The organism is Streptomyces sp. Isolate_45, assembly GCF_024721315.2.
GTDB lineage: Bacteria > Actinomycetota > Actinomycetes > Streptomycetales > Streptomycetaceae > Streptomyces.
Map to the genome: position 1 here is coordinate 53419 of NZ_JANFAK020000020.1, position 24112 is coordinate 77530.

Annotated in this window: 22 protein-coding genes; 10 read left to right on the forward strand and 12 right to left on the reverse strand. The window is 72.7% G+C overall.

Annotated features, from left to right (window positions below):
• The first annotated feature begins 23 nt into the window (after window positions 1-23).
• On the forward strand, window positions 24-266 hold the full coding sequence (locus NOD94_RS09675) for a DUF6269 family protein (RefSeq protein WP_281205379.1): 243 nt from the start codon (window positions 24-26) through the stop codon (window positions 264-266).
• Between the two features lie 168 nt (window positions 267-434).
• Here NOD94_RS09675 and NOD94_RS09680 read toward each other — a convergent pair whose 3' ends face one another.
• Window positions 435-2312 (reverse strand): transcriptional regulator, encoded by a 1878-nt coding sequence (locus tag NOD94_RS09680; RefSeq protein WP_281205380.1) that lies wholly within the window; start codon window positions 2310-2312, stop codon window positions 435-437.
• Window positions 2313-2527: 215 nt separating this feature from the next.
• Between NOD94_RS09680 and NOD94_RS09685 the strand changes: the two genes are divergently transcribed.
• Window positions 2528-2860 carry a hypothetical protein gene (locus tag NOD94_RS09685; protein WP_281205381.1) on the forward strand — a complete coding sequence of 111 codons (333 nt, stop codon included), beginning with the start codon at window positions 2528-2530 and terminating at the stop codon, window positions 2858-2860.
• Window positions 2861-2890: 30 nt separating this feature from the next.
• On the opposite strand, the gene NOD94_RS09690 is transcribed toward NOD94_RS09685, so the two are convergent.
• From NOD94_RS09690 to NOD94_RS09705, 4 genes are all read right to left on the reverse strand, one after another.
• Window positions 2891-5887 carry an AfsR/SARP family transcriptional regulator gene (locus NOD94_RS09690; protein ID WP_281205382.1) on the reverse strand — a complete coding sequence of 999 codons (2997 nt, stop codon included), beginning with the start codon at window positions 5885-5887 and terminating at the stop codon, window positions 2891-2893.
• 118 nt (window positions 5888-6005) lie between these two features.
• Window positions 6006-6227: an acyl-CoA carboxylase epsilon subunit gene (locus tag NOD94_RS09695; protein ID WP_281205383.1), complete on the reverse strand. Its 222-nt coding sequence runs from the start codon at window positions 6225-6227 to the stop codon at window positions 6006-6008.
• Between the two features lie 11 nt (window positions 6228-6238).
• A complete protein-coding gene (locus NOD94_RS09700) occupies window positions 6239-7786 on the reverse strand; it encodes an acyl-CoA carboxylase subunit beta (RefSeq protein ID WP_281205384.1) in 1548 nt (515 codons plus the stop codon).
• 19 nt (window positions 7787-7805) lie between these two features.
• Window positions 7806-8858: a polyprenyl synthetase family protein gene (locus NOD94_RS09705; protein WP_281205385.1), complete on the reverse strand. Its 1053-nt coding sequence runs from the start codon at window positions 8856-8858 to the stop codon at window positions 7806-7808.
• A 246-nt stretch (window positions 8859-9104) separates the two neighbouring features.
• On the opposite strand from NOD94_RS09705, the gene NOD94_RS09710 reads away from it, so the two are divergent.
• Window positions 9105-9773 (forward strand): hypothetical protein, encoded by a 669-nt coding sequence (locus NOD94_RS09710; RefSeq protein WP_281205386.1) that lies wholly within the window; start codon window positions 9105-9107, stop codon window positions 9771-9773.
• A gap of 76 nt (window positions 9774-9849) precedes the next feature.
• Here the strand turns inward: NOD94_RS09710 and NOD94_RS09715 are convergent, their stop codons facing one another.
• From NOD94_RS09715 to NOD94_RS09735, 5 genes are all read right to left on the reverse strand, one after another.
• Window positions 9850-10308: a hypothetical protein gene (locus NOD94_RS09715; RefSeq protein WP_281205387.1), complete on the reverse strand. Its 459-nt coding sequence runs from the start codon at window positions 10306-10308 to the stop codon at window positions 9850-9852.
• Window positions 10305-11405 (reverse strand): 3-oxoacyl-ACP synthase, encoded by a 1101-nt coding sequence (locus NOD94_RS09720; protein WP_281205399.1) that lies wholly within the window; start codon window positions 11403-11405, stop codon window positions 10305-10307. Before NOD94_RS09720 ends, NOD94_RS09715 begins: the two co-directional genes overlap by 4 nt.
• Before the next feature lie 172 nt (window positions 11406-11577).
• The gene (locus NOD94_RS09725; RefSeq protein WP_281205388.1) at window positions 11578-12339 is read right to left on the reverse strand and encodes a helix-turn-helix domain-containing protein; all 762 of its coding nucleotides are present in this window, start codon (window positions 12337-12339) and stop codon (window positions 11578-11580) included.
• A 283-nt stretch (window positions 12340-12622) separates the two neighbouring features.
• Window positions 12623-13411, reverse strand: a complete 789-nt coding sequence (locus tag NOD94_RS09730) for a TrmB family transcriptional regulator sugar-binding domain-containing protein (RefSeq protein ID WP_281205389.1) — start codon at window positions 13409-13411, stop codon at window positions 12623-12625.
• A 121-nt stretch (window positions 13412-13532) separates the two neighbouring features.
• Window positions 13533-14153 carry a DNA-binding response regulator gene (locus tag NOD94_RS09735; RefSeq protein WP_281205390.1) on the reverse strand — a complete coding sequence of 207 codons (621 nt, stop codon included), beginning with the start codon at window positions 14151-14153 and terminating at the stop codon, window positions 13533-13535.
• Between the two features lie 602 nt (window positions 14154-14755).
• Between NOD94_RS09735 and NOD94_RS09740 the strand changes: the two genes are divergently transcribed.
• From NOD94_RS09740 to NOD94_RS09755, 4 genes are all read left to right on the forward strand, one after another.
• Complete coding sequence (locus NOD94_RS09740) at window positions 14756-15514, forward strand: 4'-phosphopantetheinyl transferase superfamily protein (protein WP_281205391.1); 759 nt, start codon at window positions 14756-14758, stop codon at window positions 15512-15514.
• 78 nt (window positions 15515-15592) lie between these two features.
• Entirely contained in the window at window positions 15593-18406 is a 2814-nt protein-coding gene (locus tag NOD94_RS09745; RefSeq protein ID WP_281205392.1) for a non-ribosomal peptide synthetase, read from the forward strand.
• The gene (locus tag NOD94_RS09750; protein WP_281205393.1) at window positions 18403-19356 is read left to right on the forward strand and encodes an NAD(P)-dependent oxidoreductase; all 954 of its coding nucleotides are present in this window, start codon (window positions 18403-18405) and stop codon (window positions 19354-19356) included. The genes NOD94_RS09745 and NOD94_RS09750 overlap by 4 nt, the downstream gene beginning before the upstream one ends.
• Window positions 19353-19778 carry a nuclear transport factor 2 family protein gene (locus NOD94_RS09755; protein WP_281205394.1) on the forward strand — a complete coding sequence of 142 codons (426 nt, stop codon included), beginning with the start codon at window positions 19353-19355 and terminating at the stop codon, window positions 19776-19778. The genes NOD94_RS09750 and NOD94_RS09755 overlap by 4 nt, the downstream gene beginning before the upstream one ends.
• A gap of 55 nt (window positions 19779-19833) precedes the next feature.
• Here the strand turns inward: NOD94_RS09755 and NOD94_RS09760 are convergent, their stop codons facing one another.
• Window positions 19834-20280, reverse strand: coding sequence for a phospholipase (locus NOD94_RS09760; RefSeq protein ID WP_281205400.1), 447 nt, complete (start codon window positions 20278-20280; stop codon window positions 19834-19836).
• 252 nt (window positions 20281-20532) lie between these two features.
• On the opposite strand from NOD94_RS09760, the gene NOD94_RS09765 reads away from it, so the two are divergent.
• Window positions 20533-21054, forward strand: coding sequence for a hypothetical protein (locus NOD94_RS09765; RefSeq protein ID WP_281205395.1), 522 nt, complete (start codon window positions 20533-20535; stop codon window positions 21052-21054).
• 55 nt (window positions 21055-21109) lie between these two features.
• Here NOD94_RS09765 and NOD94_RS09770 read toward each other — a convergent pair whose 3' ends face one another.
• Window positions 21110-21895, reverse strand: a complete 786-nt coding sequence (locus NOD94_RS09770) for an alpha/beta hydrolase (protein WP_281205396.1) — start codon at window positions 21893-21895, stop codon at window positions 21110-21112.
• Window positions 21896-21976: 81 nt separating this feature from the next.
• Between NOD94_RS09770 and NOD94_RS09775 the strand changes: the two genes are divergently transcribed.
• Together NOD94_RS09775 and NOD94_RS09780 are read left to right on the forward strand one after the other, a co-directional pair.
• Window positions 21977-22678 carry a 4'-phosphopantetheinyl transferase superfamily protein gene (locus NOD94_RS09775; RefSeq protein ID WP_281205397.1) on the forward strand — a complete coding sequence of 234 codons (702 nt, stop codon included), beginning with the start codon at window positions 21977-21979 and terminating at the stop codon, window positions 22676-22678.
• Window positions 22679-23121: 443 nt separating this feature from the next.
• Window positions 23122-23541 (forward strand): GNAT family N-acetyltransferase, encoded by a 420-nt coding sequence (locus NOD94_RS09780; RefSeq protein ID WP_281205398.1) that lies wholly within the window; start codon window positions 23122-23124, stop codon window positions 23539-23541.
• Window positions 23542-24112: the final 571 nt, after the last annotated feature.

The window sequence follows — 24112 nt, forward strand, 5'->3', positions numbered from 1 at the left end:
CCGAGAAACACACAGGAGCAGAGATGAACATGGACGAGAACACCTTCGGCGAAGCCCGCGACGTGCTGGACGTCCTGACGGAGATCGAGCAACGGGGAACGCTGGCGCAGGAATTGCAGCTGCGTGAGAGCGCGGCGCCCTGGGCGGCGCTCCTGGCGGAATACGTGGACGCGCTGACCGCCCTGGTGGCGCAGAACCCTCAATTCCAGGCCCCCGCCGAAATGACGTACACCTTCGACGAAGGCCACGCGGGCGGCTGCGGCTGATCCGGCCACCGCCGGTCCGGAGCGCGGAAGGGCCTTCGCGGGCCGGCCCCCGGTGGGGGAGGCCGGTCCGCGAAGGCCGGGGCGAAGAGGAGGGGGAGGGCGCGGGAGAGGGCGCCCGAACGGGCGTGGGAAGGGTCGTGGGGAACGGGCGGAGGAACGAGAACGGCCTCAGGCGGCGAGCAGGACGGCTGAGCTGCGCTCCCGGGCGTACAGCCGGACCAGCCCCGCGAAGCGGTAGCGCAGCCGGGAGTCCCCGTCGGTGGCCCAGCCGTCCGCGAGGCGGGCGTCGGTCAGTTGCTCCAGCGTCTCCTCGGCTTCGTCGGCTCCCGTGCCGAGGAGCGCGGCCGCGTCGGCCGCGGTCAGGTCGACCGGACCGGCCGCGGCGAGGACACCGAAGGCGTGCCGGAGTCGCGCGGGCAGCCGGTCGACCTCCCCGGCCAGCGTGGCCCGTACGTCGAGGCCGCCCAGCCGCAGCTCGCCCAGCCTGCGCTCCTCGGGCTCCAGGCGGGCGGCGAGCCGGGCGGCCGTCCACTGGGGCCGGGCGGCGAGGCGGGCGGCCGCGATCCGCAGGGCCAGCGGCGACCGGTCGCAGAACTCGGCGATGCGCGCCGCCGATTCGAGGTCGTCGGTGATCCGTCCGGGGCCCGCGACGGTCATCATCAGTCCGAGGGCCTCCCGGGGCGTCATGGGGCCGGTCCGCACCAGGCGGGTGCCTTCGAGGGAGGCCAGCGGGGCGCGGGTACCGGTGACGACGGTGCGGCTGTCGCCGCCCGGCAGGAGCGGGCGTACCTGGGCGTCGTCGTCCGCGTTGTCGAGGACGACCAGCATGCGGCGGCCGGCCAGCAGGGTCCGGTACAGCTGGACGCGCTCGTCGAGGCCCTCGGGCAGCCGGACGGGGTCGGTGCCGAGGGCCCGCAGGAACCAGCCGAGCACCTCGCCCGGTGTGCGGGGGCCGCCGGCAGGGGTGCGCAGGTCGGCGTGGAGCTGCCCGTCGGGGAACTCGGCGCGGCAGAGTTCCGCCGCCCGCAGGGCGAGCGCCGACTTGCCCGTGCCGGGGGCGCCCGTGACGACGGCGTCCTGGCCGGTGCGCAGGGCGGTGAGGATCTCGGCGGTCTCCTCCTCACGGCCGGTGAAGTCCCCGGGAGCGGCGGGCAGCAGCGCGGGAACCAGGCCCGGCCGGCCGCCGTACCCGGAAGCCGGTGCGGCGGGGGGCGTGGCGGGGAGCGGTGCCCCGGGTGCGTGCGCGGCTCCTGGGAGCCGTACCGAAGTCGCTGCCGGGCGGGCCGGGGAGGGGTGTTCGGGGGCCGCGGGTGCGGGGAGGGTGCCCGTGAGGACGTCCTGGTGCAGGGCGCGCAGGGCCGGGCCGGGGTCGATGCCGAGGTCCTCGGCGAGGACGCGGCGCCCCTCCTCGTAGACGGCGAGCGCGTCGGCCTGGCGGCCGGAGCGGAACAGCGCGGTCATCAGCTGGCCGCGCATCCGCTCCCGTACGGGGTGCAGGGTGACCTGGCGGGTCAGGCCGGGGACGGCGTCCGCGTGTCGGCCCAGCGCGAGGGCGGCCTCGGTGTGGAGCTCCAGGGCGGAGAGCCTGGCTTCTTCCAGGCGGGGGCCCTCCGCCTCCGCGAGTTGCGGGGTGACGTCGGTCAGGGCCGGTCCGCGCCACAGCGCGAGCGCGGCGCCGAGGCGGCGTTCGGCGTCCTCGTAGCGTCCGGCGGTCAGGTCGGCGCCGCCCGCGTCGGCGAGCCGGCGGAAGGCGGCCCAGTCGAAGCCGGCGTCCCCGATGTCCATCCGGTAGCCGGAGCCGATGCGCTCCAGGCCGTGGCCGGCGCCGAGGCGCGTCCGCAGCCGGGACACGTACGTGTAGAGCTGGTTGGTGCTGCCGGCCGGCGGCTCCCAGCCCCAGAGGAGGGTGGTGAGCCGCTCGTCCGTCATGACCTTGCCGCGGGCCAGCAGCAGCGCGGCGAGCACGGTGCGCTGCTTGCCGCCGTCCAGCGCCACCGGGCGGCCCCCGGTCTCGGCCGACACGGGTCCGAGGATGGTGAAGTCCATGACGCCTCCGCCTCGCACGGGCCCGCCGCGGTCGGCCGGCCTCATGCCGCGAAAGCTACTGACCTGCGATTGTTCCCCGGCATCGGGTCGATTTCGCGGCCCACGAAATCGCGGCGAAAGCGCGCGGAAAAGGGGTCTTCCTACTGTTCGGGTCATACCCCGGGGCCACGGCCACAGCGGCCCCGGACCGATCTCGGAACCCTCAGGAGCAACCCGTGAAGAACCTCGTCCGTTCCACCAAGTCCGCTGCCGCCGCCCTCGTCACGGCCCCCTTCGGCCGGCTCGCCGCCCAGGCGGTCCTCGCCCTGACCCTGGTGTCGGCCGGCGGTGCGGCCCACGCCGTCGCACAGGACACGGCGGTCCTGGCCGGCGCGCGGGTGGTGGCGGACGACCCGTGGTCGAGCGCCCCGCTCACGAAGAGCGACGACCCGTGGTCCGCCGCCCCGCTGACGAAGAGCGACGACCCGTGGTCGAGCGCCCCGCTGACGAAGAGCGACGACCCGTGGTCCGCCGCCCCCGCCACCGTGAACGACGACCCCTGGAGCTGAGCCCCTTCCCGCGCGGCCCCGTAACCGCCGTCACGGCTGGACGAGCGAGAAGAGTTCCGAGGGATCCGGTCGACCGCCGACGCCGGCGCCGTCACCGAGCAGTTCCAGCAACCGCCGGGCCCGCCCCTGCCAGGACGGCGCACCGACTTCGGCGAAGAGGTCGGACGCGGCCTTGAAGCAGCCCGCCGCACCGCTGCGGTCGCCGCGCACGGCGCGGACGCAGCCGAGTACGACACCGGCCCGTCCCTCCAGATAGCGGTCGGGGACCTTGGCCGCCGTCGCCAGGGCGTCACCGAGGACCGATTCGGCGTCCTCCGGCATGTCCCGGCACCACAGGGCCTCGCCCAGCACGCGCAGCGCGTGCGCCTCGCCCCGCCGGTCCCCGCTCGACCGGACGAGCCCCAGCGCCCGCCTCGACGCCTCCTCGGCGCGTTCCCCGTCACGCTGGTTGAGCAGCGCCTCCGCGAGCCGGACGACGCTCTGCGCCTCGCCCCGTACGGTGCCCAGGCCGCGGCTCCTGACCACCGCCTCCGAGGACAGCACCAGGCTGGCCTGCGCGTTGCCGAGTTCCAGCTCGATCTGCGCGAGCAGCCCGAGCACGTGGGCCTCCGCGTAGTGGTCGCCACCGGCCCGGAACAGTTCCAGCGACCGGTGGCCCATCTCCCTGGCCCGGTCCAGGTCGCCCCGGTACCGCCCGCACAGGGCCAGGTTGCGCAGGACCAGGGCGCGTCCCTGGTCCTGGCCCTCCTCCTCGAACAGGCGCAGCGCCAGGTTCAGGTGCTCGACGGCCGCGTCGTGCTGCCACGAGAGGATGCCGAGGGTGCCGAGCGAGTGCAGCATCACGGCCTCGCCGAGCCGGTCGCCGGTGCGGCGGGCCGCCTCCAGGGACCGCTCGGCGCAGGAGCGCCAGTCGTCGAGGTAGTTGCGGCTCTGGAAGAGGGTGACCGTGGTCATCGTCAGGTCCCAGGCGTACGCGGACTCGCCGTCCCGGGCCGTCTGGTCGACCAGGCCGGTGATCGCGACGCGTTCGGTCTCGAACCATTCCATCGGGTCTTCCAGCAGGCTGTCGACGAGGGCGGCGGGCAGCACGTGGAGCGGGGCGAGGCCGTGGATGACGGTGTAGTCGCCGCCGTAGATCCTGCGGTGGGCCTCCGCCGCGAGGCCCAGCCAGGCACCCGCCACCCGGCGGGTCGCGGCGCGCAGTTCCTCCGCGGGTTCCTCCTCCAGGGCGACTTCGCGGGCGAAGAGGCGCGGCAGGGACTGGAAGCGGTAGCGGACGTGGCCGGTGGTGGCGGACTGCGGTACGAGGAGCTGGGCGTCGACGAGTTCCTCGATGAGGTCCTCGGCGTCCAGCAGGTCGATGTCCAGCAGCGCGGCGCCGACCCAGGCCGCGAAGTCGGGCACGTTGGCCGCCCCCAACAGCCGGAACATCCGGCCGGTGGCGGTGGGCAGGTCGCGGTAGCTGAGCCGCAGCCCGGCGCGGACGCCGCGCTCGTCGGGGCTGAGTTCGTCGAGCCGGCGGTGCTGGTCCTCCAGGCGGGAGACGAGGGTGCGTACGGGCCAGTGGGGTTTGGCGGCGAGCCGGGCGGCCGCGATCCGCAGGGCCAGCGGCAGCCGGTCGCAGAGCGCGCTGAGCCGGGCCGCGCCGGCCGGGTCGGCGGACAGCCGGTCGTCGCCCGCGACGCGGGAGAGCAGGGCGATGGCCTCGTCCTGTTCGAGGGCACCGAGGTGCAGCGGTACGAAGGCGTGGTCGCCCGCGAGCGCGCCGCCCATGGGGTCGCGGCTGGTGACCAGGACGCAGCAGCGGCCCCCGCCGGGCAGGAGGGGGCGGATCTGCCGGAAGGAGCGCGCGTTGTCGAGGAGGATCAGCACCCGGCGGCCTTCGAGGACGCTGCGGAAGAGCGCGGAGCGTTCGTTCTGGTCCGCGGGTATCTCCGGTCCGGGGACGCCGAGCGCGCGCAGGAACCGGTCGAGGACGGCGCCGGGCCGCAGCGGCGCCTCCTCGTCGTAGCCGCGCAGGTCGGCGAAGAGCTGCCCGTCGGGGAAGCGGTCCAGGACCTGGTGGGCCCAGTGCACGGCGAGGGCCGTCTTGCCGACGCCGCCGATGCCGGTGACGGAGCCGACGGGCAGGGCGGCGCCGTCGAGGTGGTCGAGGAGCCGGTCGAGGGAGGCGAGTTCGGCGTCGCGGCCGGTGTAGGAGGCGGTGCCGGAGGGGAGTTGGGTGGGAACGTCGCGCAGCGGGACGGCGACGGCGGCCACGGTGGGCAGGTTCAGCTGCGGGGAATCGGCGAGGACCTGGTCGTGGAGTTCCTGGAGGGCGGGGCCGGGCTCGATGCCGAGTTCGTCGTTGAGGAGCCGTCGGCCCTCCCGGTACGTCTCCAGGGCTTCGGCCCGTCGGCCGGAGCGGTAGTGGGCGAGCATGAGGTGGCCCTTGGCCTGCTCGCGGAGCGGGTGTTCGCGTACGAAGGCGGTGAGTTCGCCGATCACGTCGCGGTGGTGGCCGAGCGCGAGGCGCAGCCCCATGTGTTCCTCGTAGACGTCGAGGCGCAGTTCGGTGAGCCGGGCGGCCTCGGCCTCGACCCGTTCGGTGGTGATGCCCTCCAGCGCGGGGCCGCGCCACATGGCGAGGGCGTCGCCGAGGTGCGCGCAGGCCTCCTCGGACCGGCCGCCGCGGGCGGCCTCCCGGCCCAGCTCGGCCAGTTCCTCGAACTCGACCGCGTCGATGCGGTGTTCTCCGGCGAACAGCATGTAGCCGGGGTGGCTGGTGACCAGGAGGTCCTCGATGCCGACGGCCGTCTTGAGGGTCTTGCGGAGGGCGGAGACGCAGATGGCGATCTGGTTGCGGGCCGTGGCGGGCGGGTTCCCGTACCAGACGGCGTCCGCGAGGGTGTCGACGGAAACGATCCGGTTGGGGGCGAGGAGCAGCATGGACATGATCGTGCGCTGGCGGGCGCCCGTGAGGTTCACCGGTATCCCGTCGGCACTGATGTCCAGGGGACCCAGGATCCGGAACACCACCTGAAGCACGAGTTGCCTCCCCGTATCGCGGCCGCGGCCGACGTCGTGCGGCCCGGTTCGTGCCGCTTTCGTCTTGATTAGCAGTGCGTCCGGGGGGCGACAACGCGAGTGGCAGCAAGCTGCCGGCTCAGGGTCTCGCCCGCCAGGAGAGGGGCGGGTACGGCTCGCCCCGGTCCCAGCCCGCGGCGGCGGGCACCGGTTCGGGCGCCGTTTCGGGCTCCGGAGCGGCGCCGGCCGCCAGTGTGGTGAGCAGCGCCGTGACGACGGCGAGCTCCTCGGTGGTGGGGGTGCCGCGGATGATCTCGATCAGTGTGGGGCCGAGCGGCCCCTCGAACGCCGGTACCGACATGGCGCGTCTCCTCACATCGGGGGGTTGCCGTGCTTGCGGGAGGGCAGCGGGGCGTGCTTGGCACGGAGCATGCCCAGCGCCCCGATCAGGGCGGATCGGGTGTCGGCCGGGTCGATGACGTCGTCGACGAGGCCCCGTTCGGCCGCGTAGTAGGGGTGCATCAGCTCGGCCCGGTACTCCTTGACCAGTTGGTCACGGGTCGCGTCGGGATCGTCCGCCGCCTGGATCTGCCGGCGGAAGACGACGTTGGCCGCGCCTTCGGCGCCCATGACGGCGATCTCGTTGGAGGGCCAGGCCAGGGAGAGGTCCGCACCGATGGAACGGGAGTCCATGACGATGTAGGCGCCCCCGTAGGCCTTGCGCAGGATCACCTGGACCCGGGGCACCGTCGCGTTGCAGTAGGCGTACAGCAGCTTCGCGCCGTGCCGGATGATCCCGCCGTGCTCCTGGTCGACGCCGGGCAGGAATCCCGGTACGTCGACGAGGGTGACCAGCGGGACGTTGAACGAGTCGCACATCTGCACGAACCGTGCGGCCTTCTCCGACGACCGGATGTCGAGGACCCCGGCGAAGGACTGCGGCTGGTTGGCGACGATGCCGACGACCTGCCCGCCGAGCCGTGCCAAGACCGTGATGACGCTGGTCGCCCAACGCTCGTGGACCTCCATGTACTCGCCGTCGTCGACGATCTCCCCGATCACGCCCCGCATGTCGTAGGGGCGGCTGCCGTCGACGGGGACCAGGTCGAGCAGCCGCTCGCAACGCCGGTCGACGGGGTCGGCGGCGGGGGCGCCGGGCGGCATCTCCTTGTTGTTGGCGGGCAGCATCGAGAGCAGGTAGCGCACCTCCGCGATGCAGGTCTCCTCGTCGTCGTACGCGAAGTGCGCGACGCCGGACACCTCCGCGTGGACGTCGGCGCCGCCGAGGCCGTTCTGGGTGATCTCCTCACCGGTCACGGCCTTGACCACGTCGGGGCCGGTGATGAACATCTGCGAGGTGTCGCGCACCATGAAGACGAAGTCGGTCAGGGCGGGGCTGTAGGCGGCGCCGCCCGCGCACGGGCCGAGCATCACGCTGATCTGCGGGATGACGCCCGAGGCCCTGGTGTTGCGCTGGAATATCCCGCCGTACCCGGCGAGCGCGCTGACGCCCTCCTGGATGCGGGCGCCGGCGCCGTCGTTCAGTGACACCAGGGGGGCGCCGGCGGCGAGGGCGAGGTCCATCACCTTGTGGATCTTGGCGGCGTGGGCCTCGCCCAGCGCCCCGCCGAAGATCCGGAAGTCGTGGGCGAAGGCGAAGACCGTGCGGCCCTCCACCGTGCCCCAGCCGGTGACGACACCGTCCGTGTAGGGCCTCCTCGCCTCCAGACCGAAGCCGGTGGCCCGGTGCCGCCGCAGCTGCTCGACCTCCCGGAAGGACCCCTCGTCGAAGAGGAGGTCGAGGCGTTCGCGGGCGGTCAGCTTCCCCCGGCGGTGCTGCGCCTCGGCGCCCTGTTCCCCTCCTGTCAGGACCTCTTCGCGGATCCGCGTGAGCTCGCCGACCCTTTCGTGCATCGTCATGGTCAACTCCTGTCCTGTCTCAACTGGTTCTGAAGGCGACGAAGTCGCAGAGGGCGTCCAGCGCCCGGCGTGCCGTGCGCTGCGGGAGGGTCCCGAGCGCGTCCCGGGCTCCGGCGAGCCGCTGGTGCATCATCGCCTCGGCCTGCGCCGTGGCGCGGGCGACGGCGAACAGCTCCAGGGCCCGGCCGTGCGCGGCCGGGTCGGTGACCGGGCCGTCCAGGAGCAGGTTCCGCAGTTCCTCGTTGCCGGGGCTCCGGTCGGCGAGGGCGAGCAGGACGGGCAGGCTCGGCACCCCGGCGAGCAGGTCCTTGCCCCTCTCCTTCCCGGTTACCTCGGCCGGGCCGGTCAGATCGAGCAGGTCGTCTGCGATCTGGAAGGCCGCACCGAGGTGTTCCCCGTAGGTGGTCAGGGCGCGGACGTACGGTTCGGGTGCCGCGGCCTGGAGCGCGCCGATGCCCAGTGACATGGCGAGCAGGGCGGCCGTCTTGCCCGCGGTCACCTCGAAGTAGTGGTCGATCGGGTCCTCGTCCGGTGCGGGCCCGGTCAGTTCGCGCAGCTGTCCCGCCACGAGCCGGCCGGCCGTCTCCGCGTTCAACCGCAGGGCGTGCGGCCCGAGGTCGGCGGCGAGCTGCGCGGACCTGGCGAGCAGCCAGTCGCCGCCGAACACCGCCGCCCGCCTGCCCCAGCGCACGTTGGCGCTGGGTACGCCGTGCCGGGTCGCGGCCTCGTCCATGACGTCGTCGTGATACAGGGACGAGATGTGCACCAGTTCGGCGATGACGGCGGCCTGGATCACTCCGTGCAGCCACGGATCACCGAATTCGGCGCCCAGCAGGACCAGCACCGGACGCATCCGCTTGCCCCCGGCGGAGGCTAGGTGTCCGGTGAGGTCGGCGATCCGGGGGTCCTCCGCGGCACGGGCACAGTCATGGAGCCGCTGCTCCGCGCCGGCCAGCGCCTCGCCCATGCGGGCCTCGAACTCCGGGTCGTCCAGGCACAGCCGGGCCAGCAGGCCACTGCCCGCTTCCGCCCGGTCGGCTATGGCGGTCGATTGCGTCCGAATACGACCCACGAGGAATCCCCCACCTCACGACGGATCGCCATTCGCCATCCGAACGGCGACGCTCCGCGGAACTCTGGCATCGAATCCATCGACCGACAAAGGGAATTGGCATGAAGGTGCCACCGACACATCCTGCGGAGTCGCACCAGTTCAATGCCATCTTCCTGCCAACATCCCGCCGGCGGACTCCACCCCGAATAACCGTGGTTAAGCTCGCACATCGAGTAACTCGAAGCAGAACAAGGGGAATTGAGAATGCGTATCGCAACCGTCGTCTCCGCATCGGCCGGCCTGCTGGCCCTCATGGTCGGTACCGCCGTCGCGGCGCCCGCCGACACCACGGCGGCGGCTCCGGCCCCCGACCGGAAGTGCGAGGGCGTCAAGCTGTCCGGGGCGCTGCCCGTGCCGCCCGCGGGCATGGCGGTACAGCAGTCGGTCACGATCGGTGAGGACTGTAAGCCGGTCCTGGGCGAGGTCCGCTACGTTCCCGCCGCCGGGGGGACCGCGCGGAAGGGGGCGCTCGGCAGCGCCGCCGCCGAGGCCGGAACCAACCGGACCGTCCGCAGCTGGAACGAGATGTTCGACTGCTGCAACATCCGGATGACCGGCCTGTACACGGACTCCACCTGGGACACGACCGGCGGCCAGGTCTCCAACCCCGCCGGCACGGCCCGCCAGGAGTGGAACCGCGAGCCGTGGAACGCGGGCTGGTCGCTGAAGTCGTCCAACGCCACGGGCGCCGCGTCCTACGAGGCCCACGCGGACTTCACGTACAAGGGCATCTTCGACCTCGGCGGCAACCGGTACGCGAACTCCCACCACTCCTACGTGAAGCTGAACGGCGACGGGACCGCCACCTGCACCTTCGACGTGGAGCTGAAGAACACCTTCATCGGCTGGAACTGGCAGCGCGGCTGCGCGTGAGCCCGCGCGCCCGGGGTGGTGGCGGCCGGAGGACCGGTCGCCCCCGCCCCGGGCGCGTCGGCGTCACATCACGGGTTCAGTGCCACATCACCCGCACGGACGGGTCGAGGATCCAGCCGGCCACCTCGTCCATGCCGGTGATCCTCGTGCCCCGGCGGAGCGTTCCCACGTCGAGGCCGCGCTCCTCCAGGGAGAAGCGGTCCGCGGCGAGCAGTCCGCCCTCGCGCTGGAACCGGTCGAGATCGGTGTCCCGGCCGGGTACCGCCAGCACCACTCCCTCCTGGACCAGGAAGAGCATGACGGAGTTGCCCATGAGGACCTGCGTGACCGCCTCGCTCCTGAAGTCGTCGGCCCCGCCCTCACCGCCCGCCTCTCCCGTGTCCTGCGCTCCCTTGTTCTCCACGAACAGGAGCCGGGGCGCGCCCGCGGCGCGGTCCGCCCAGTCCTCCGCGATCCCTTCCTGGCCTCCGACGGGCGACCGGGCCTCGCGGGGGGTCGGTCCGGTACGCGGCCCGGTGGCGGTGTTCATGCTCATGGACCTCCTTCCACAATGGCGACGGCGTTGATGCCGCCGAGTCCGAAGGCGTTGAGTTGCGCCACGTTCATCCGCTGCCCCTCCGCCGCGGCGCCCGTCACGAAGCGCGGCGGAGCGTCGTCGGTCGTGCCGCGCGGCCAGGCGATCGTCGGCACCCGCCCCTCGCCGAGGGCGCGGATTCCGACGATCAGGTCGATCAGGCCCGCCGCGCCCAACGTCTGCCCGGTCATCGACTTCACCGCCGTCATCAGCGGGGCGGCCTCGTCGGTCCCGAACACCTCGGCGAGCGCCGCCGCTTCGGCGTCGCCCTCGCCCGGTGTGCCGTCGCCGTGGAGCATGACCAGGTCGACGTCACCGGGTCGAACGCCGGCCAGCCGGTACGCGGACCTCATGACCTCGGCGATGCCGTCCCGGGACGGTGCGGTGACGTGGTGCGCGTCGCAGCTGAGGGAGACCCCCCGGAGCCGGCCGTGCACCCGGGCCGCGTCGCCGCCGGTCCTGCGCAGCACGATCGCGGCGGCCCCGTCGCCCAGGGAGACGCTCCGGCCGGTGCCCCCGTAGGGGCGCACCCGCTCCGCCAGCCCGTACATGGACTCGGTCACGACGTCGACACCGGCGACGATCACGTGCTCCGGGGCGTCGTCGCCCTCCTGTCCCAGCAGGTCGGAGGCGAGGGCCAGCGCGTACAGGGAGGCCGAGCAGCCGTTGGAGAACGTGTGGGTGATGTCGGCGCGGAACCTCTCGCGCAGTGCGGCGCCGAAGTTCAGTCCCGAGTCCGCGAAGGGGGAGCCGTCCCGCCACCACAGTTCCAGCGAGCGCATCTCGCGCATCCCGGTGCCCACGAGGATCGGGATGCCACTGAGGTCATCGCCGAGTCCGGCGTCCTCGGCGGCCTGTCCCACGGCGTCGAGCAGCAACCGGGTGGCCCGGCCGGGTACGTCCCCGCCTCCCACCGGCCGGTCGTCGACCTCGTAGGCGTGCTGGGCGGTGAACCTGCTCCGGTCGAATCCGCGCAGCCGCGCCCGGCCGCTGCGGCCCGCGCACACGCTCTCGAAGAGCGCGTCGACGCCGGATCCGACGGCGGCGACGGCGCCCATGCCCACGATGGGGCGGCTGACCGGTTCGGTGAGGACTGCGGTGGACACGCCTCGTACTCCTTCGCAATTGCCGGCAGGAACGCGGCGGACGGACCCGCCCTCGACTGTGGTGGTGCCGATCGAGCCACAACGGGAGTGGCAGCATGCTGCCGCCGGTCGGCGGCGGGACGGCTCAGGCGACCGGACGGACGCCCCCGCGTCGGGGACGCGTCGCCGCTTCGCCGAGCCGGGACGCGGCGTCGATCACCGCGCCGAGCAGGGCGCGGCCGGGTTCCGCGGCGGGCATCCGGGGGGCCTTGCCGGTCAGTACGAGGGCGCACACGACCCGGTCGCCCTTGGCCCGCACGGGAACCGCGATCGAGGAGGCGTCGGGCACCGCCCCGTCGGGACCGTGTGCCCATCCCCGGCGGCGCACCAACGCGAGCTGGGCCGCTGTGAAGCGGGCCCCGCGCAGGCCCTCGTACAGGTCCTCGGGGTCCTCCCAGGCGAGCAGCACCTGGGAGGCCGCGCCCGCCTTGGCGGGCCTGGTCGTACCGAGCGGCAACGGGTCCGTGAGGCTGTCCGGGTCCACCGAGGTGGCGACGCAGACCTGCTTCTCGCTCCGGCGCCGCAGGATCCTCGCGTCGAGCCCGGTCAGACAGGCCAGGTCGGTCAGGACCGGCAGGGAGGCCTGGACCAGCCGGTCCCGCTGCGCCTCCACGGCGATGTTCCCGAGCCGCGTGCCGAGCACGAAACGGCCGCGGTCGTCCCGGGTGAGCAGGTCGAGGCGCTCCAGCGCCTGGGCGATCCGGTGCGCCGTCGGCCGGGTGAGGCCGCTCACCCGAACCAGTTCCGCCAAGGTCGCCGGCCCGGCCTCCACGATGCTCAGCAGCATGGACGCCTTGTCCAGCACGCCCACCCCACTGACCCGCGGTTCCTGGGTCATGACCTTCATCGGCCCCACACCCGGTGTGCGCGCCCGGCCGCGCCGGCGTGCCGACTCTCCGTTCCCCGGCCCGGAACATCCGGACCCACCGCCAACTGATTCATGGACCTGCCTTCCGTAGGGCGTTCACCTGAGGGCACGGGGCGGGTCCGGCGATCCGGACCGGCCCCGTGCGGCGACGGCGCTCGGAGGGGGAACCGGCCGCCAGGGAAGCTGCGTTCCGCACGTGCTGCGCAATCGCGTTCCTGGCGGCCCATACAACTGGCGGTGACGGGTGGGGGCAACGCTCCTTTCAGGAAGTTGCCGGCGGTGAGGCGCGCCCCCCTCCGTCGGCCGGCGGGGGCAGGAGTCCCAGCTCCGCGGCCCGTACGCCTGCCTGGAACCGGGAGTTGGCCCCCAGCAGCGCCATGATGTCCGCTACGTAGCGGCGGTACGTGCGCACCGAGACGGCCAGCTCCCTGGCGGCGACGTCATCGGTGACGCCGGCCTGCAACGCGCCCAGGATCTGTCGCGCGAGCGCGGCGCGGTCCCAGTCGCCGAAGACGATGCGCTCACCGGCCGGCACGGCGTTGACCCACACGCTCTCGAACAGGGTGTGCAGGGTGTGCAGGACCTCGGGGACCCGGATAACCGAGGCCCGACGACCGACGGCGGACTCCGCGACCACCAGCGCGGACCGGCCGTCGACGATCAGTGCCTGCAACGGGGGTACCTTGGCCACCCGCACCGCCATCGGTCTGTCCATGCTCATCTGTTCGCGCACGAACTCCTCGTCGAGCAGAGCCGGCGAGGCCAGCACGCGTACCGACACCCCTGGGATCGCCCGGTAGATCAACCCCCGTTCCGTTCTCCCCGGGGTCTCGTCCGACCCCCGGAGCCTTGCGTGGACGATGTCGATGGACTCGGTCGCGCTCTCGATCAGCCGCTGGGCGGTGTCGAGGACGACCTCGTAGTCGTTCTCGACCACTTCGATGAGCTGTTCCTGGAGACTGCGGTCGCGGTGAATGGCGACCGTCGACTCCAACAGCTCCCGGACCTGGAGCAGGGCACGCTCCATCACGTCCTCGGTGTTCTGAGACACGTGTACCCCCTCTTCCTGACCATGCGATCGACGTGAAGGGCCGCGTGCGGGCAGCCCTGCGGCGCGCCCCGCGTGTTCCGCTCGAACATGTGGCTCCGATCGGACGCGTGGCGACGATCCGCTATTCGGCCAGCAGGCCGAACTCCACGGCTCTCACACCTGCCTGGAAGCGGGAGTTGGCGTCGAGTTCACGCATGATGTCCGCGACATGGCGCCGGTAGGTCCGCAGGGAGACGTTCAGGTCCCGTGCGGCGATCTCGTCGGTGTTCCCCGCCCGGAGCCGCTCAAGGATGTTCCGGGCGAGTTCCGTGCGCAGGCGCGGACTCAGGTGCAGGTGGTCGGCGAGTTTGCGGCCGCGGGACCAGGCGCCGGCGAAGAGCAGCTCCAGGGCGCGCACGGCTGCCGCGTCGTTCACGAGGGCGGCCTGCTCACCGGCGCTGCCGGCCGCCCGCACCAACGCCACGGAGCCGTCGACCACGAGGATCTCTCGAAGATCGCTCTCGGACACCCGGACTTCCACCCGCCGGTCGGGGACCTCCGTTAACGTGATGAGCGGCGAACCGGCGGCCTCGGAGGTGCACAGCACGCGCACGACCACCCGGGGAGGGATCGTCGCGAGGAGTTTCAGTACTGCGTCGGCGAACTCACCGGTGCCGGTCAGTGCGACGCAGACCGAATGGCGTGCGCGCCTGACCAACTGCTCCAGGGTGTCCCCGATGCGCGCGGCGTCGGTACGCGCCACCGAGGAGGGTGGTATCGGCCGCGTCCGGTGCAGGGACACGGTCGATTCGATCAGCGCATGGGCCTGGAGCAGCGCTTTCTCCAAATGCGCGGCGTGGTCCGTTCTGGGCTCTCCCTCCTCCGCGACTGCGGCCGCGCCCGGTGGTTCAATTCCAGTTCCCATCATTTCGCCCCCGTATGTTTAGCGTTGCCCCCACGTGCGGGACATCCGCTGGTCGGGCACATCTTAACCGGTGAACGGTGTGACTCAGTGGGCCGATAAGGCGCACCCACGTTGGATGTGGCCGAGGCGCGCACTATTCGAAGCAGTGTCAAGAGCGACCGGATCCAACCCCTCTGCGGTTCGGATGGTGAGACCGGGGCAGGGGAACATCGCCCCGGTGAGACGCGCCGGCCACGAGGAGCCCGGATATCCCGTGTGTCACGGGGCGTCGAGACTCCTCACCGCGCGTGACAGGAAACTGCCCCGACCCCCCGGAAGCGGTAGCTCCCATTGTCATTTCGGGCACGCTCGGCAGCCCACCCATCACAGGGCGTTCCATAGCTGTCCGCAATTTGTCAAGGGCTCACCAGGTCAGACGAGTTGCTGCCTACGGTCCCCTCGTGACCACACGCTCCGCAGACGATATCCGGACAGTCGATACCACTTTTTCCAGCCTCGATTCCGCCGACGCACTGGTGTGGTGGTGGCGTATACCGCACGGTCGTTTCAGTTCGGCCGATCTGGCTCTTCTGGACGCTTCCGAAGCGAGTCGTGCGCGGGCATTCAAATCGACCAAACGGGCCGCCGAGTTCATCAGCTCCCGCGCCACCATTCGCCGCATCCTGGCCGAAATTATTCGGATTCCCGCCCTTGACATTTCAATAGGCCGCGCCCCTTGCGGCGGCTGCGGCGACGCGGAACACGGACCGCCCGCCGTGGTGCGGCCCGACATTTCCCTATGCATCAGCCTTTCCCACACCGCCGGGCTGGGCATGCTGGCCGTCTCCCCGCACCCCGTCGGAATAGACGCCGAACCCCTGCGCGACGTACCGGTCACCGACATCGCCGACGTCGCCCTGACCCCGCGGGAACGCCGCGCCGTGCTCGCCGAACCGGCCGGTCCCGCACGCAGCCTCGCCTTCCTGCGCTGCTGGACCCGCAAGGAAGCGGTGCTGAAGGCCGCGGGGGTCGGCATCACCGACGAGCTGGCGAAGCTGGAGACCCACGCCGACGCACCCGGGCCGGCCGAGGTGACCACGCTCGCCCTCGGCGCCCCGTCCACGTGGTGGGTGACCGACGCCGAGGTCCCGACCGGCTGGACGGCAACGGTGGCCCTGCCGGCGGACGTCGGCCACCAGGTGGTCGTGCGGCCCTTCTGACGCCGCCGTTCCACACCCCTCCTCCATCCGCGACGGGTCGACCCGGCCCCGATCGCGTCCCCAGGCAACGGAGTGACTGTGAACACCGCACCTTCCCGGAACACCGCCGACCTGCTGCTCAACGCCGCCCGACTCCACCCCGCGAACGGGATCCGCTACTGCGCGGGCCCGGCCGACGCCGGGTTCCGCGACCGGAGCCACGCCGAACTGCTGCACGACGCCCTGCGCGTGCTGACGGGCCTGCGCGCCCGGGGACTCCGCCCCCAGGACAAGGTCGTCCTGATCCTGGAAAGCCCGCAGGAGTTCATCACCGCGTTCTGGGCCGCCGTCCTCGGCGGGTTCGTCCCCTGCCCGATGGCGCCCCTGCGCGGCGACCCGGACAGGTGGGCCGGACTGCTCACCCACGCGTACGCGCTGCTCGACAGACCGGTCGTCGTCACGAACGGTTCACTCGCCGCCGAACTCCCGCCCGTCGCGGGCCTGGACGTCGCCGTACTGGACGAGTTGTACGGGACCGACCCGGCCGCCCCGTACACCGGCGGCTCCGCCGACGACGCCGCCGTCCTCGTCCTCACCTCGGGATCGACCGGCAACTCCAAGGCCGTGGTGCTCAGTCACGCGAACCTGCTCGCCTCGATGGCCGGCAAGAACGGCCGACACCGGCTGACGGCCCACGACACCACGATGAACTGGGTGTCCTTCGACCACGTGGCCGCCCTGCTGGAGTGCCATCTCCTCCCGCTCTCCGTGGGCTGCCGCCAGATCCACGTCGAGCCCGCGGCCGTCCTCGGCGACCCGCTGGAGTTCCTGCGGCTCGCCTCGCGGCACCGCGTGACGATGACGTTCACACCCAACTTCCTCCTCGCGCAGCTCAATGGGAACACGGACCGCTCGGAGGTCGGTGGAGAACGACTCGACCTCTCCGCCCTCCGGCAGATCATCAGCGGCGGGGAGGCCGTGGTCCGCACCACCGGCGAAACGTTTCTGGAGCGATTCGCGGCGTACGGACTGGCACCCGACGCCCTGTGGCCCGCCTTCGGCATGACCGAGACCTGCGCCGGCTCCGTCTACTCCCGGGAGTTCCCGCGGGCGGACGGCGGTGCGGAGTTCGCCTCCCTGGGCACCCCCGTGGACGGCATGCGCATGCGGATCGTCGACCCCGCCGACCGGCCGCTTCCGGAGGGCGAGGTGGGCGAGCTCCAGCTCACCGGGCCCGTGGTCACCCGTGGCTACTACAACGACGAGGCGGCCACCCGCGCGGCCTTCACCGCCGATGGCTGGTTCCGCAGCGGCGACCTGGGCCGCGTCGACGACGGCCGGCTCACCCTCGTCGGCCGCAGCAAGGACAGTGTCATCGTCAACGGCGTCAACTACTTCAGCCACGAGCTGGAGACCTCCCTGGAGCAGCTCGACGGCGTCGCCGGGTCCTACGTCGCCGCCTTCCCCACCCGCGCGCCGGGCAGCGACACCGAGGAACTCGTCGTCGCCTTCCACTGCGAAGCGGCCGAGGAGGACGAGGCCGAGCTGCACCGGGTGATCAGCGCCGTTCGCAGCGGCGTCGTCATGCAGTGGGGTTTCCGGCCCTCCCTCATCCTCGCGCTCCCCCGCGAGGCCTTCCCCAAGACCAGCCTCGGCAAGATCCAACGCGCGCTGATGCGCCGCCGCCTCGAAGCCGGTGCCTACGACGCGGTCCGCGGCCGGCTCGCCGACCTCGCCCTGCGCATGCTCGGCGGCCACACCGCCCCGGAGGGCGACACCGAACGGATCCTGGCGGGGATCTACGCGGAGATGTTCGCCGTCGACCCCGCGACCCTGAGCGCCACCGCCAACTTCTTCGACCTGGGCGGCACCTCCCTGGACATCCTGCGGCTGCGCAGCAAGGTGGCCCGCCGCCTCGGCGTCGACGACCTGCCGGTGATCACCGTGCTGACCGCCCCCACCGTCCGGGCCCTCGCCGCCCGCCTCACCGCGGCGACCGAATCCGCCCCGCAGGTCTACGAGCCCGTCGTGCCCATGCAGACCACCGGCACCAAGACCCCGCTCTTCTGCGTCCATCCCGGCGTCGGTGAGGTCCTCGTCTTCGTCAACCTCGCCAAGTACTTCACCGGAGACCGGCCGTTCCACGCTCTCCGGGCCCGCGGCTTCAACGAGGGCGAGAAGCCGTTCGCCACGTTCGAGCAGATGGTCGACCGCTACGTGGAGGCCATCAGGGCCCGCCAGCCGCACGGTCCCTACGCCGTGGCCGGCTACTCGTACGGTGGCGCGGTCGCGTTCGAGATCGCCAAGGTGCTCCGCGCCGGGGGCGAGCGCGTCGACTTCGTCGGCAGCTTCAACCTGCCGCCCCACATCAAGTACCGCATGGACGAGCTGGACTTCGTGGAGACCGCCGTCAACCTGGCGTTCTTCCTGTCCCTGATCGACAAGAAGCAGGCGCGCGAGCTGCCGGGCGATCTGCGCGGCCTGCCCCGCGAGGAGCAGGTGGACCGCCTCATGGCCCTCGCCGCCCCCGACCGCCTGACGGAACTCGACCTCGACGGCGACAGGTTCGCGGCCTGGGCCGAGGTCGCCGCACGGCTCACCGACCTGGGCCGCGACTACGAGCCCAGCGGCACGGTGCCCTCGATGCACGTCTTCTACGCGACCCCGTTGCGCGGCAGCAAGCAGGACTGGCTCGACGACGAACTGCGGCGCTGGGACGAGCACACGACCGGCCCGAACCGGTACGTCGAGGTCCCCGGCGAGCACTACACGCTGATGGGTCCCCGCCACGTCGCCACCTTCCAGAGCATCCTGCGCCGGGAACTGGACCTGGCCCTCGGCGACGCGGACCGGATCACCGCCGCGCGCGCCGCCACCCCGTACGTCACGAACCCGCAGGGAGACACCCGATGAAGGGCAAGAAGATCCTCGTCACCGGCGGCACCGGCCAGGTCGCCCGACCCGTGGCCGAGGCCCTGGCGGAGCACAACGAGGTGTGGTGCCTCGGCCGGTTCGGCACCCCGGGCGTCGAGCGCGCGCTGAACGCGAAGTCCATCACCACCCGGCGCTGGGACATGGACGATCCCTCCCGGGAGGCCCTCCGGGACCTCCCGCAGGACTTCACCCACGTCATCCACTCCGCGGTCCGGCGCGGCGAGGACGGCGACTTCAACGCCGTCGCCGAGGTCAACGCGGTGGCCACGGGCCGCCTCATGACGCATTGCGCCGACGCGGAGGCCTTCCTGTACGTCTCCACGGGCGCCCTGTACGCACGGCAGACCCTGGACCACCGGTACACCGAGACCGACCCGGTCGACGGCGTCGCCGACTGGATGCCCGCCTACCCCGTCGGCAAGATCGCGACGGAGGGTGCCGTGCGCGCCTTCGCGCAGGTGCTGGGGCTGCCCACGACCATCGCCCGGCTGAACATCGCGTACGGGCCCGGCGGCTACGGCGGCGTCCCGATGCTGTACTTCGCGCGCATGCTCGCCGGCGAGCCCATCGCCGTACCCGTCGAGGGCCAGAACTGGTTCTCGCCGCTGCACACCGACGACCTGGTACGTCAGGTGCCCTACCTGTGGAGGGCCGCCGGCACCCCGGCGACGCTCGTCAACTGGGGCGGCGACGAGGCCGTCGGCATCACCGACTGCATCCGCCACATGGAGGAACTCACCGGCGTCGAGGCACGCCTCGTACCGAGCGAGGTCACCCGCGAGACGTACCGGTTCGACCCGACGCTGCGCCGGGAACTGACCGGCCCCTGCACCGTCCCCTGGCGCGACGGAATCCGCCGCACCCTCGAAGCCCTGCACCCCCGGCTCGTCCGCCGGTACAACGATCTCGAAGGAGCCCGAGCAGCATGACCACCGCCTACAGCCCCTGCCTCGCACCGTCGGACAACCTCGCGCTCATCCGCTCCGCCTACGAGGCCTTCCACACCCACGACGTGGGCGCGCTGTTGAACGCCCTGGCGCCGGACGTGGAGTGGGTCCACCCCGACAGCATGGCCGACTACAACCTCGGCGGGACCAAGTACGGCCACGAGGGCGTACGGGAGTTCCTGGCCCACGCGCCCACCGTCGTGGGCGGCATGCGGCTGGAGCCGATGGAGTTCGTGGAGTCCGGCGACCGGGTGGTGGTCTTCGGGGTCCGCCACGTCACCTCGGTGAGCGGCCGCACGGAGCAGTTGAGCTTCATCCATTCCTGGACCATCCGGGACGGCCGCGCCGTCCGGATGGAGGACATGTTCGACACGGTGGCCTTCCAGCGCCTGATCGAGAGCTGAGGGGGCGGGGGTCGGTGTGTCAGGTGGACCGGGTGAACCGGGTGGACCGGGTGGATCAGGTGGATCGGCCGTCGCGCCGCAAGGGAATGCCGAGGGTCCGCACGGCCTCGTAGTACGTGCGGGCCGTGCCGTGGCAGGAGGCCTTCCGTACGGACGCGTAGCGGGCGCAGACCCGTACGAGGTCCGAGTGGAAGGCGTCGTCCAGGCGGCGCTTCGCGGCCCGGAAGGAGCCGGCCGCCTTGTGGTTGCGGTAGCCGAAGTCGTGGCGGGCGCAGGCCGTCCGGAAGGGGAAGCCGAAGGGGTTGTCGGGGGAGGTCGTGCAGTGGTCGGTCGACCAGTCGAACGCGTACGCGGTCCAGGCCGCCCGGTCGGCGCGTGCGGCGGCCCAGGCGTCGTGGCTCGCCGCCCCGGTCCGCGTCCAGCCGTCGAGCACCAGTGGCTTGTCCGCCGGGACGGCCAGGACGGTGGGGGCCGCCAGGGCTGGACCCGTGAGGGTGAGCAGGAGGGCGGCCGGCACGCACGCGAGGAGGACGGTGGGGCTACGACGCACGACGGGGCCTCCCGGTGGGGTGTGGCGGCGAGGACGGCGGCGCGCGACGGGCTCCGGTCCCCCACGGACCTGTAACGCGCGGGGCGCTCCGGGGTGGCGGTCAAGCCCCTCTCAGGTATGACGTCGTGTGCGACTTGCGGCAGAGAGAAACTTGGTACCGCGGAGGGACGCGGGCCGGCGCCCGTGCCCGGAACACTTGGCCGTATGAACCGCCGCCCGCTCGTGATCGCCGCCGCTGCCGTGGGAGTAATGGCCACGGCCGCCTTCGCCCTGCCGAACCTGCCGCCGAACCCGGTCACCAACGCGCTCGACGACCGCGTCCTGCACGAGAAGGGCAAGCGCTTCGCCACCGCGGCCGACGCGCCGACGCGCGGCGACCGGGCGTTCGCCCTGCCCGGTTGGATACCGGCGGACGCCACGGACATACGGATACGGGTCCGGACGAACGGCGAGGCCCGGCTCATCCGCTTCACCCTGGGCCGGACCGCCCTCGACGGACCGCAGTGCACCGCCGGCACCCAGAAGGTGAAGGGCGGGCCCCGGTTGGCCGCCCGCTGGTGGCCGCGTGACACGAGGGCGGAGGAGCGCCCCGAGTGCCGGGACCGGCACCAGTACCAGGTGGCGGTGCGCGGCAAGCGGGTCTACGCATGGACCGACGGCACCCCGTCCCCCGGCGCCCCGACGAAGCGCACGGCGGGAGCCGTCAGGACCGCCGGGCAGCGCTGAGAAGCGTCACGGAGGCGCTGCCGAAGTCCCGGCGGCCGGAGGGAAGGTTCGGCGGCTACCCGACCTCGATCGTGCTGGCGCGCAGGAGGGCGGACACGGTCCGGGCGAAGGCCTCCGGGTTGTCCAGCATGATGTTGTGCCCGCAGTCCGGTACGGGCAGGACGCGCACTCCCGCGGCCTCCAGCGCTTCGGTCCCCGCGGGGGATCCGTCCGCCTCCGGGTACAGGAAGCCGCGCGGGATCCTCAGGTCCAGCAGCAACTCCCGCATGGTGGGGGTCGTACCGGTCACGAGGTGTACGGCGCTGCGGTGCAGGGCGGTCCGACCGGCCAGGCGCATGGTCGACCACCAGTGGGCGCCGGCCCGGTCGCGCACCTCGGCCCAGCCCCCGGCGAGGAACTCCTCCTCCGTGTAGGCGGCGATCCCGCCGCTGCCGGGGCCCGCGGGTACGCGGGGCAGCGGGTCGAGGTTCGCGTCGACGAGGACGAGCCGGGACACCAGGTGGGGGTGGCGGGCGGCCAGCACGATGGCCACGGCTCCGCCCATGCTGTGCGCGATCACCTCGGCCGCCTCGACCCGGGCTTCGTCGAGTGCCCGCGCGAGGGCGTCGGCGTGTGCCTCCAGGGTGTACGAGAACGTGTCGGGGCGGTCGCTGTGCCCGTGCCCCATCAGGTCGACCAGCAGCGAACGCCTGCCCGCCAGCAGCGGGTGCACGGCGCCGGCCGCGAAATAGGCGGGCGAGGTGGCGCCCAGTCCGTGGACGTAGACACGGGCCGGTTCCTCCCCGGGCAGTTCGACCCAACGGATCCGGTCGCCTTCCGGCGTCACGACGGCACTGCGCACGGCCTGTCCCCCTGGAGGTGATCACTAAGAAACCCGGACGAGGGTAACCGGGCCGCCGATCTCCTCGTCTACCCTGCTCGGATGACCGAGTACGTGAATCAGCTCGGCGGTGACATACCGCGGACGGGCACGCTGCCCGTGGGGTCGGACGCCGTCGTGTGGTCCCTGGACACCACGCTCGCGGTGATCGGCGACCACCGGATCGACGAGGCCGCGGCGCTGCTCGACGCGGCCGAACGGGACCGGCTGGCCCGCCTGCTGCGCCCGCACGACCGGCGCAGCTACCTCGCCTCCCACATCGGGCTGCGGGTGCTGCTCGGCGCCTACTTGGGCCTGGCGCCCGAGAAGGTCACGCTGGTCCGCGAGGACTGCCCCTGCTGCGGCGGCCCGCACGGGCGGCCCGCCGTGGCGGGGGGCGCGGTGCACTTCTCGCTGTCGCACAGCGCGGACATGGCCTACTTCGCCTTCGCGGGCGTCCCGGTAGGCGTCGACGTGGAGGGCCTCCCGAACGCGGGGGCCGTGGGCGACGTGATGGGAACCCTGCACCCTGCGGAGACCGCCGAACTGACCGCGCTGCCGGTGACGGACCGGCAGGCGGCCCTGGCCCGGTTGTGGTCCCGCAAGGAGGCGTACCTCAAGGCCACCGGCACGGGGCTCGCCCTCGGCCTGATCGAGCCGTACGTCGGCTCGGCCGCCACCCCCGCCCCCGTCCCCGGCTGGTCCCTCCGCGACCTCCCGGCCCCACCCGCGTACGCGGCCGCCCTGGCGGTCCGCACACCCTGACGACCCCGCCCCCCAGGCCCACCCCCATCCCGAACCGAAGCGCGGCCGGGGCGTCGCGCGACTGGAACGGTGGACGGCCGGGGCGGTCAGCCGGGGCCGTCAGCGGTCCCACGCGGCGCCCGACGGCGACAGCGCATCGTCGGCGCGGCGCACGGACGACGCGACGCACGGCCGGGGCCGTCAGCGGCCCACGCGGCGCGAGGCCGACGCGGTACAAGGCCGACGCGGCGCACGGCCAGGGCCGTCAACGGGCCCGCGCGGCGCCCGACCGCGACAGCGCACGGTCGGGGGGCGTGCCAGGCCGCCGGCCACCAGCGCCTCGTACGCCCGGCCCAGGGAGCGGCGTACCGCTTCGGGTGCCGTGTGCCACGCCGTCTCGAACTCCCCGCCCGCACGCGCCATGTCCGCATGATCACACGGGTCCGGCCCCTATCGTGACGGACATGGACATCCGCCCCGCCACCACCGCCGCCGAACTGCAAGCCGCCGAGGGGCTCTTCGACGGTCCCGCCCGCGAGGAGTGGTCCGAGCGCTTCCTGCGTTCCCCCGGCCACCTGATGCTGATCGCCTACGTCGACGGGGTACCCGCCGGCATGGTGTCCGGCGTCGAGATGAGCCACCCGGACAAGGGCACCGAGATGTGCCTGTACGAACTCTCCGTGGACGAGGGCTACCGGCGGCGCGGCATCGGTCGCGCCCTCACCGAGGCGCTTGCCGCGGAAGCGGCGAGGCGGGGTTGCTACGGCATGTGGGTGGGCGTCGACACGGACAACGAGGCAGCGCTGGCCACGTACACCGCGTCCGGCGCGCAGGACGAGGGCGTCTTCACGATGCGCGGCTGGCCCCTACCCCCCACCTCCTGACCCACGCCCCGGCGCGGAGGCGGGGACCACCGGATCCCCTCCATCCCCCGGCCCCGCCGCCGACCTCGCCGAGGTCCGGGTGCGACGCGCGGAGCACCGCCCGCGGAACCGCTCCGCCCGGCAGCCGGAGGATGCCCGCCCCCGCCGAGGTCCGCGGCGTCGGGCATCCCCGGAACCGCGTACGGAACACAGCGCATGACCCGAGGGCCGGCCTCGCCACCGTCAGAATCCGGCGCACGGAACACAGCCCGCGCAACTCCTCGACCCGGCACGTGCCCGAGGGCGGCCCCCACCAAGGTCCGAGTGCGGCGCGCACGGCCCCGGAACCGCACACGCAGCACAGCCCGCGCAACCACCCGACCCGGCAGGAGCCGGGGCGGGGACTCCTTCGGCGGCGTGTCGTGCCGCCAGTCGGCGCACCCTCCGCGCGCCGTCGACCCGGCGGCGGGAGCGTCGGGGGCATGACAGCACTGACCGCGCTCCTCCCGGCCGCCGCCCTGCTCGCGGCGGCCGCCGCGCTCCCAGATCGGAATAGCAAAACTCTGAACTCCAGTCAAAATTGAAAATCTGG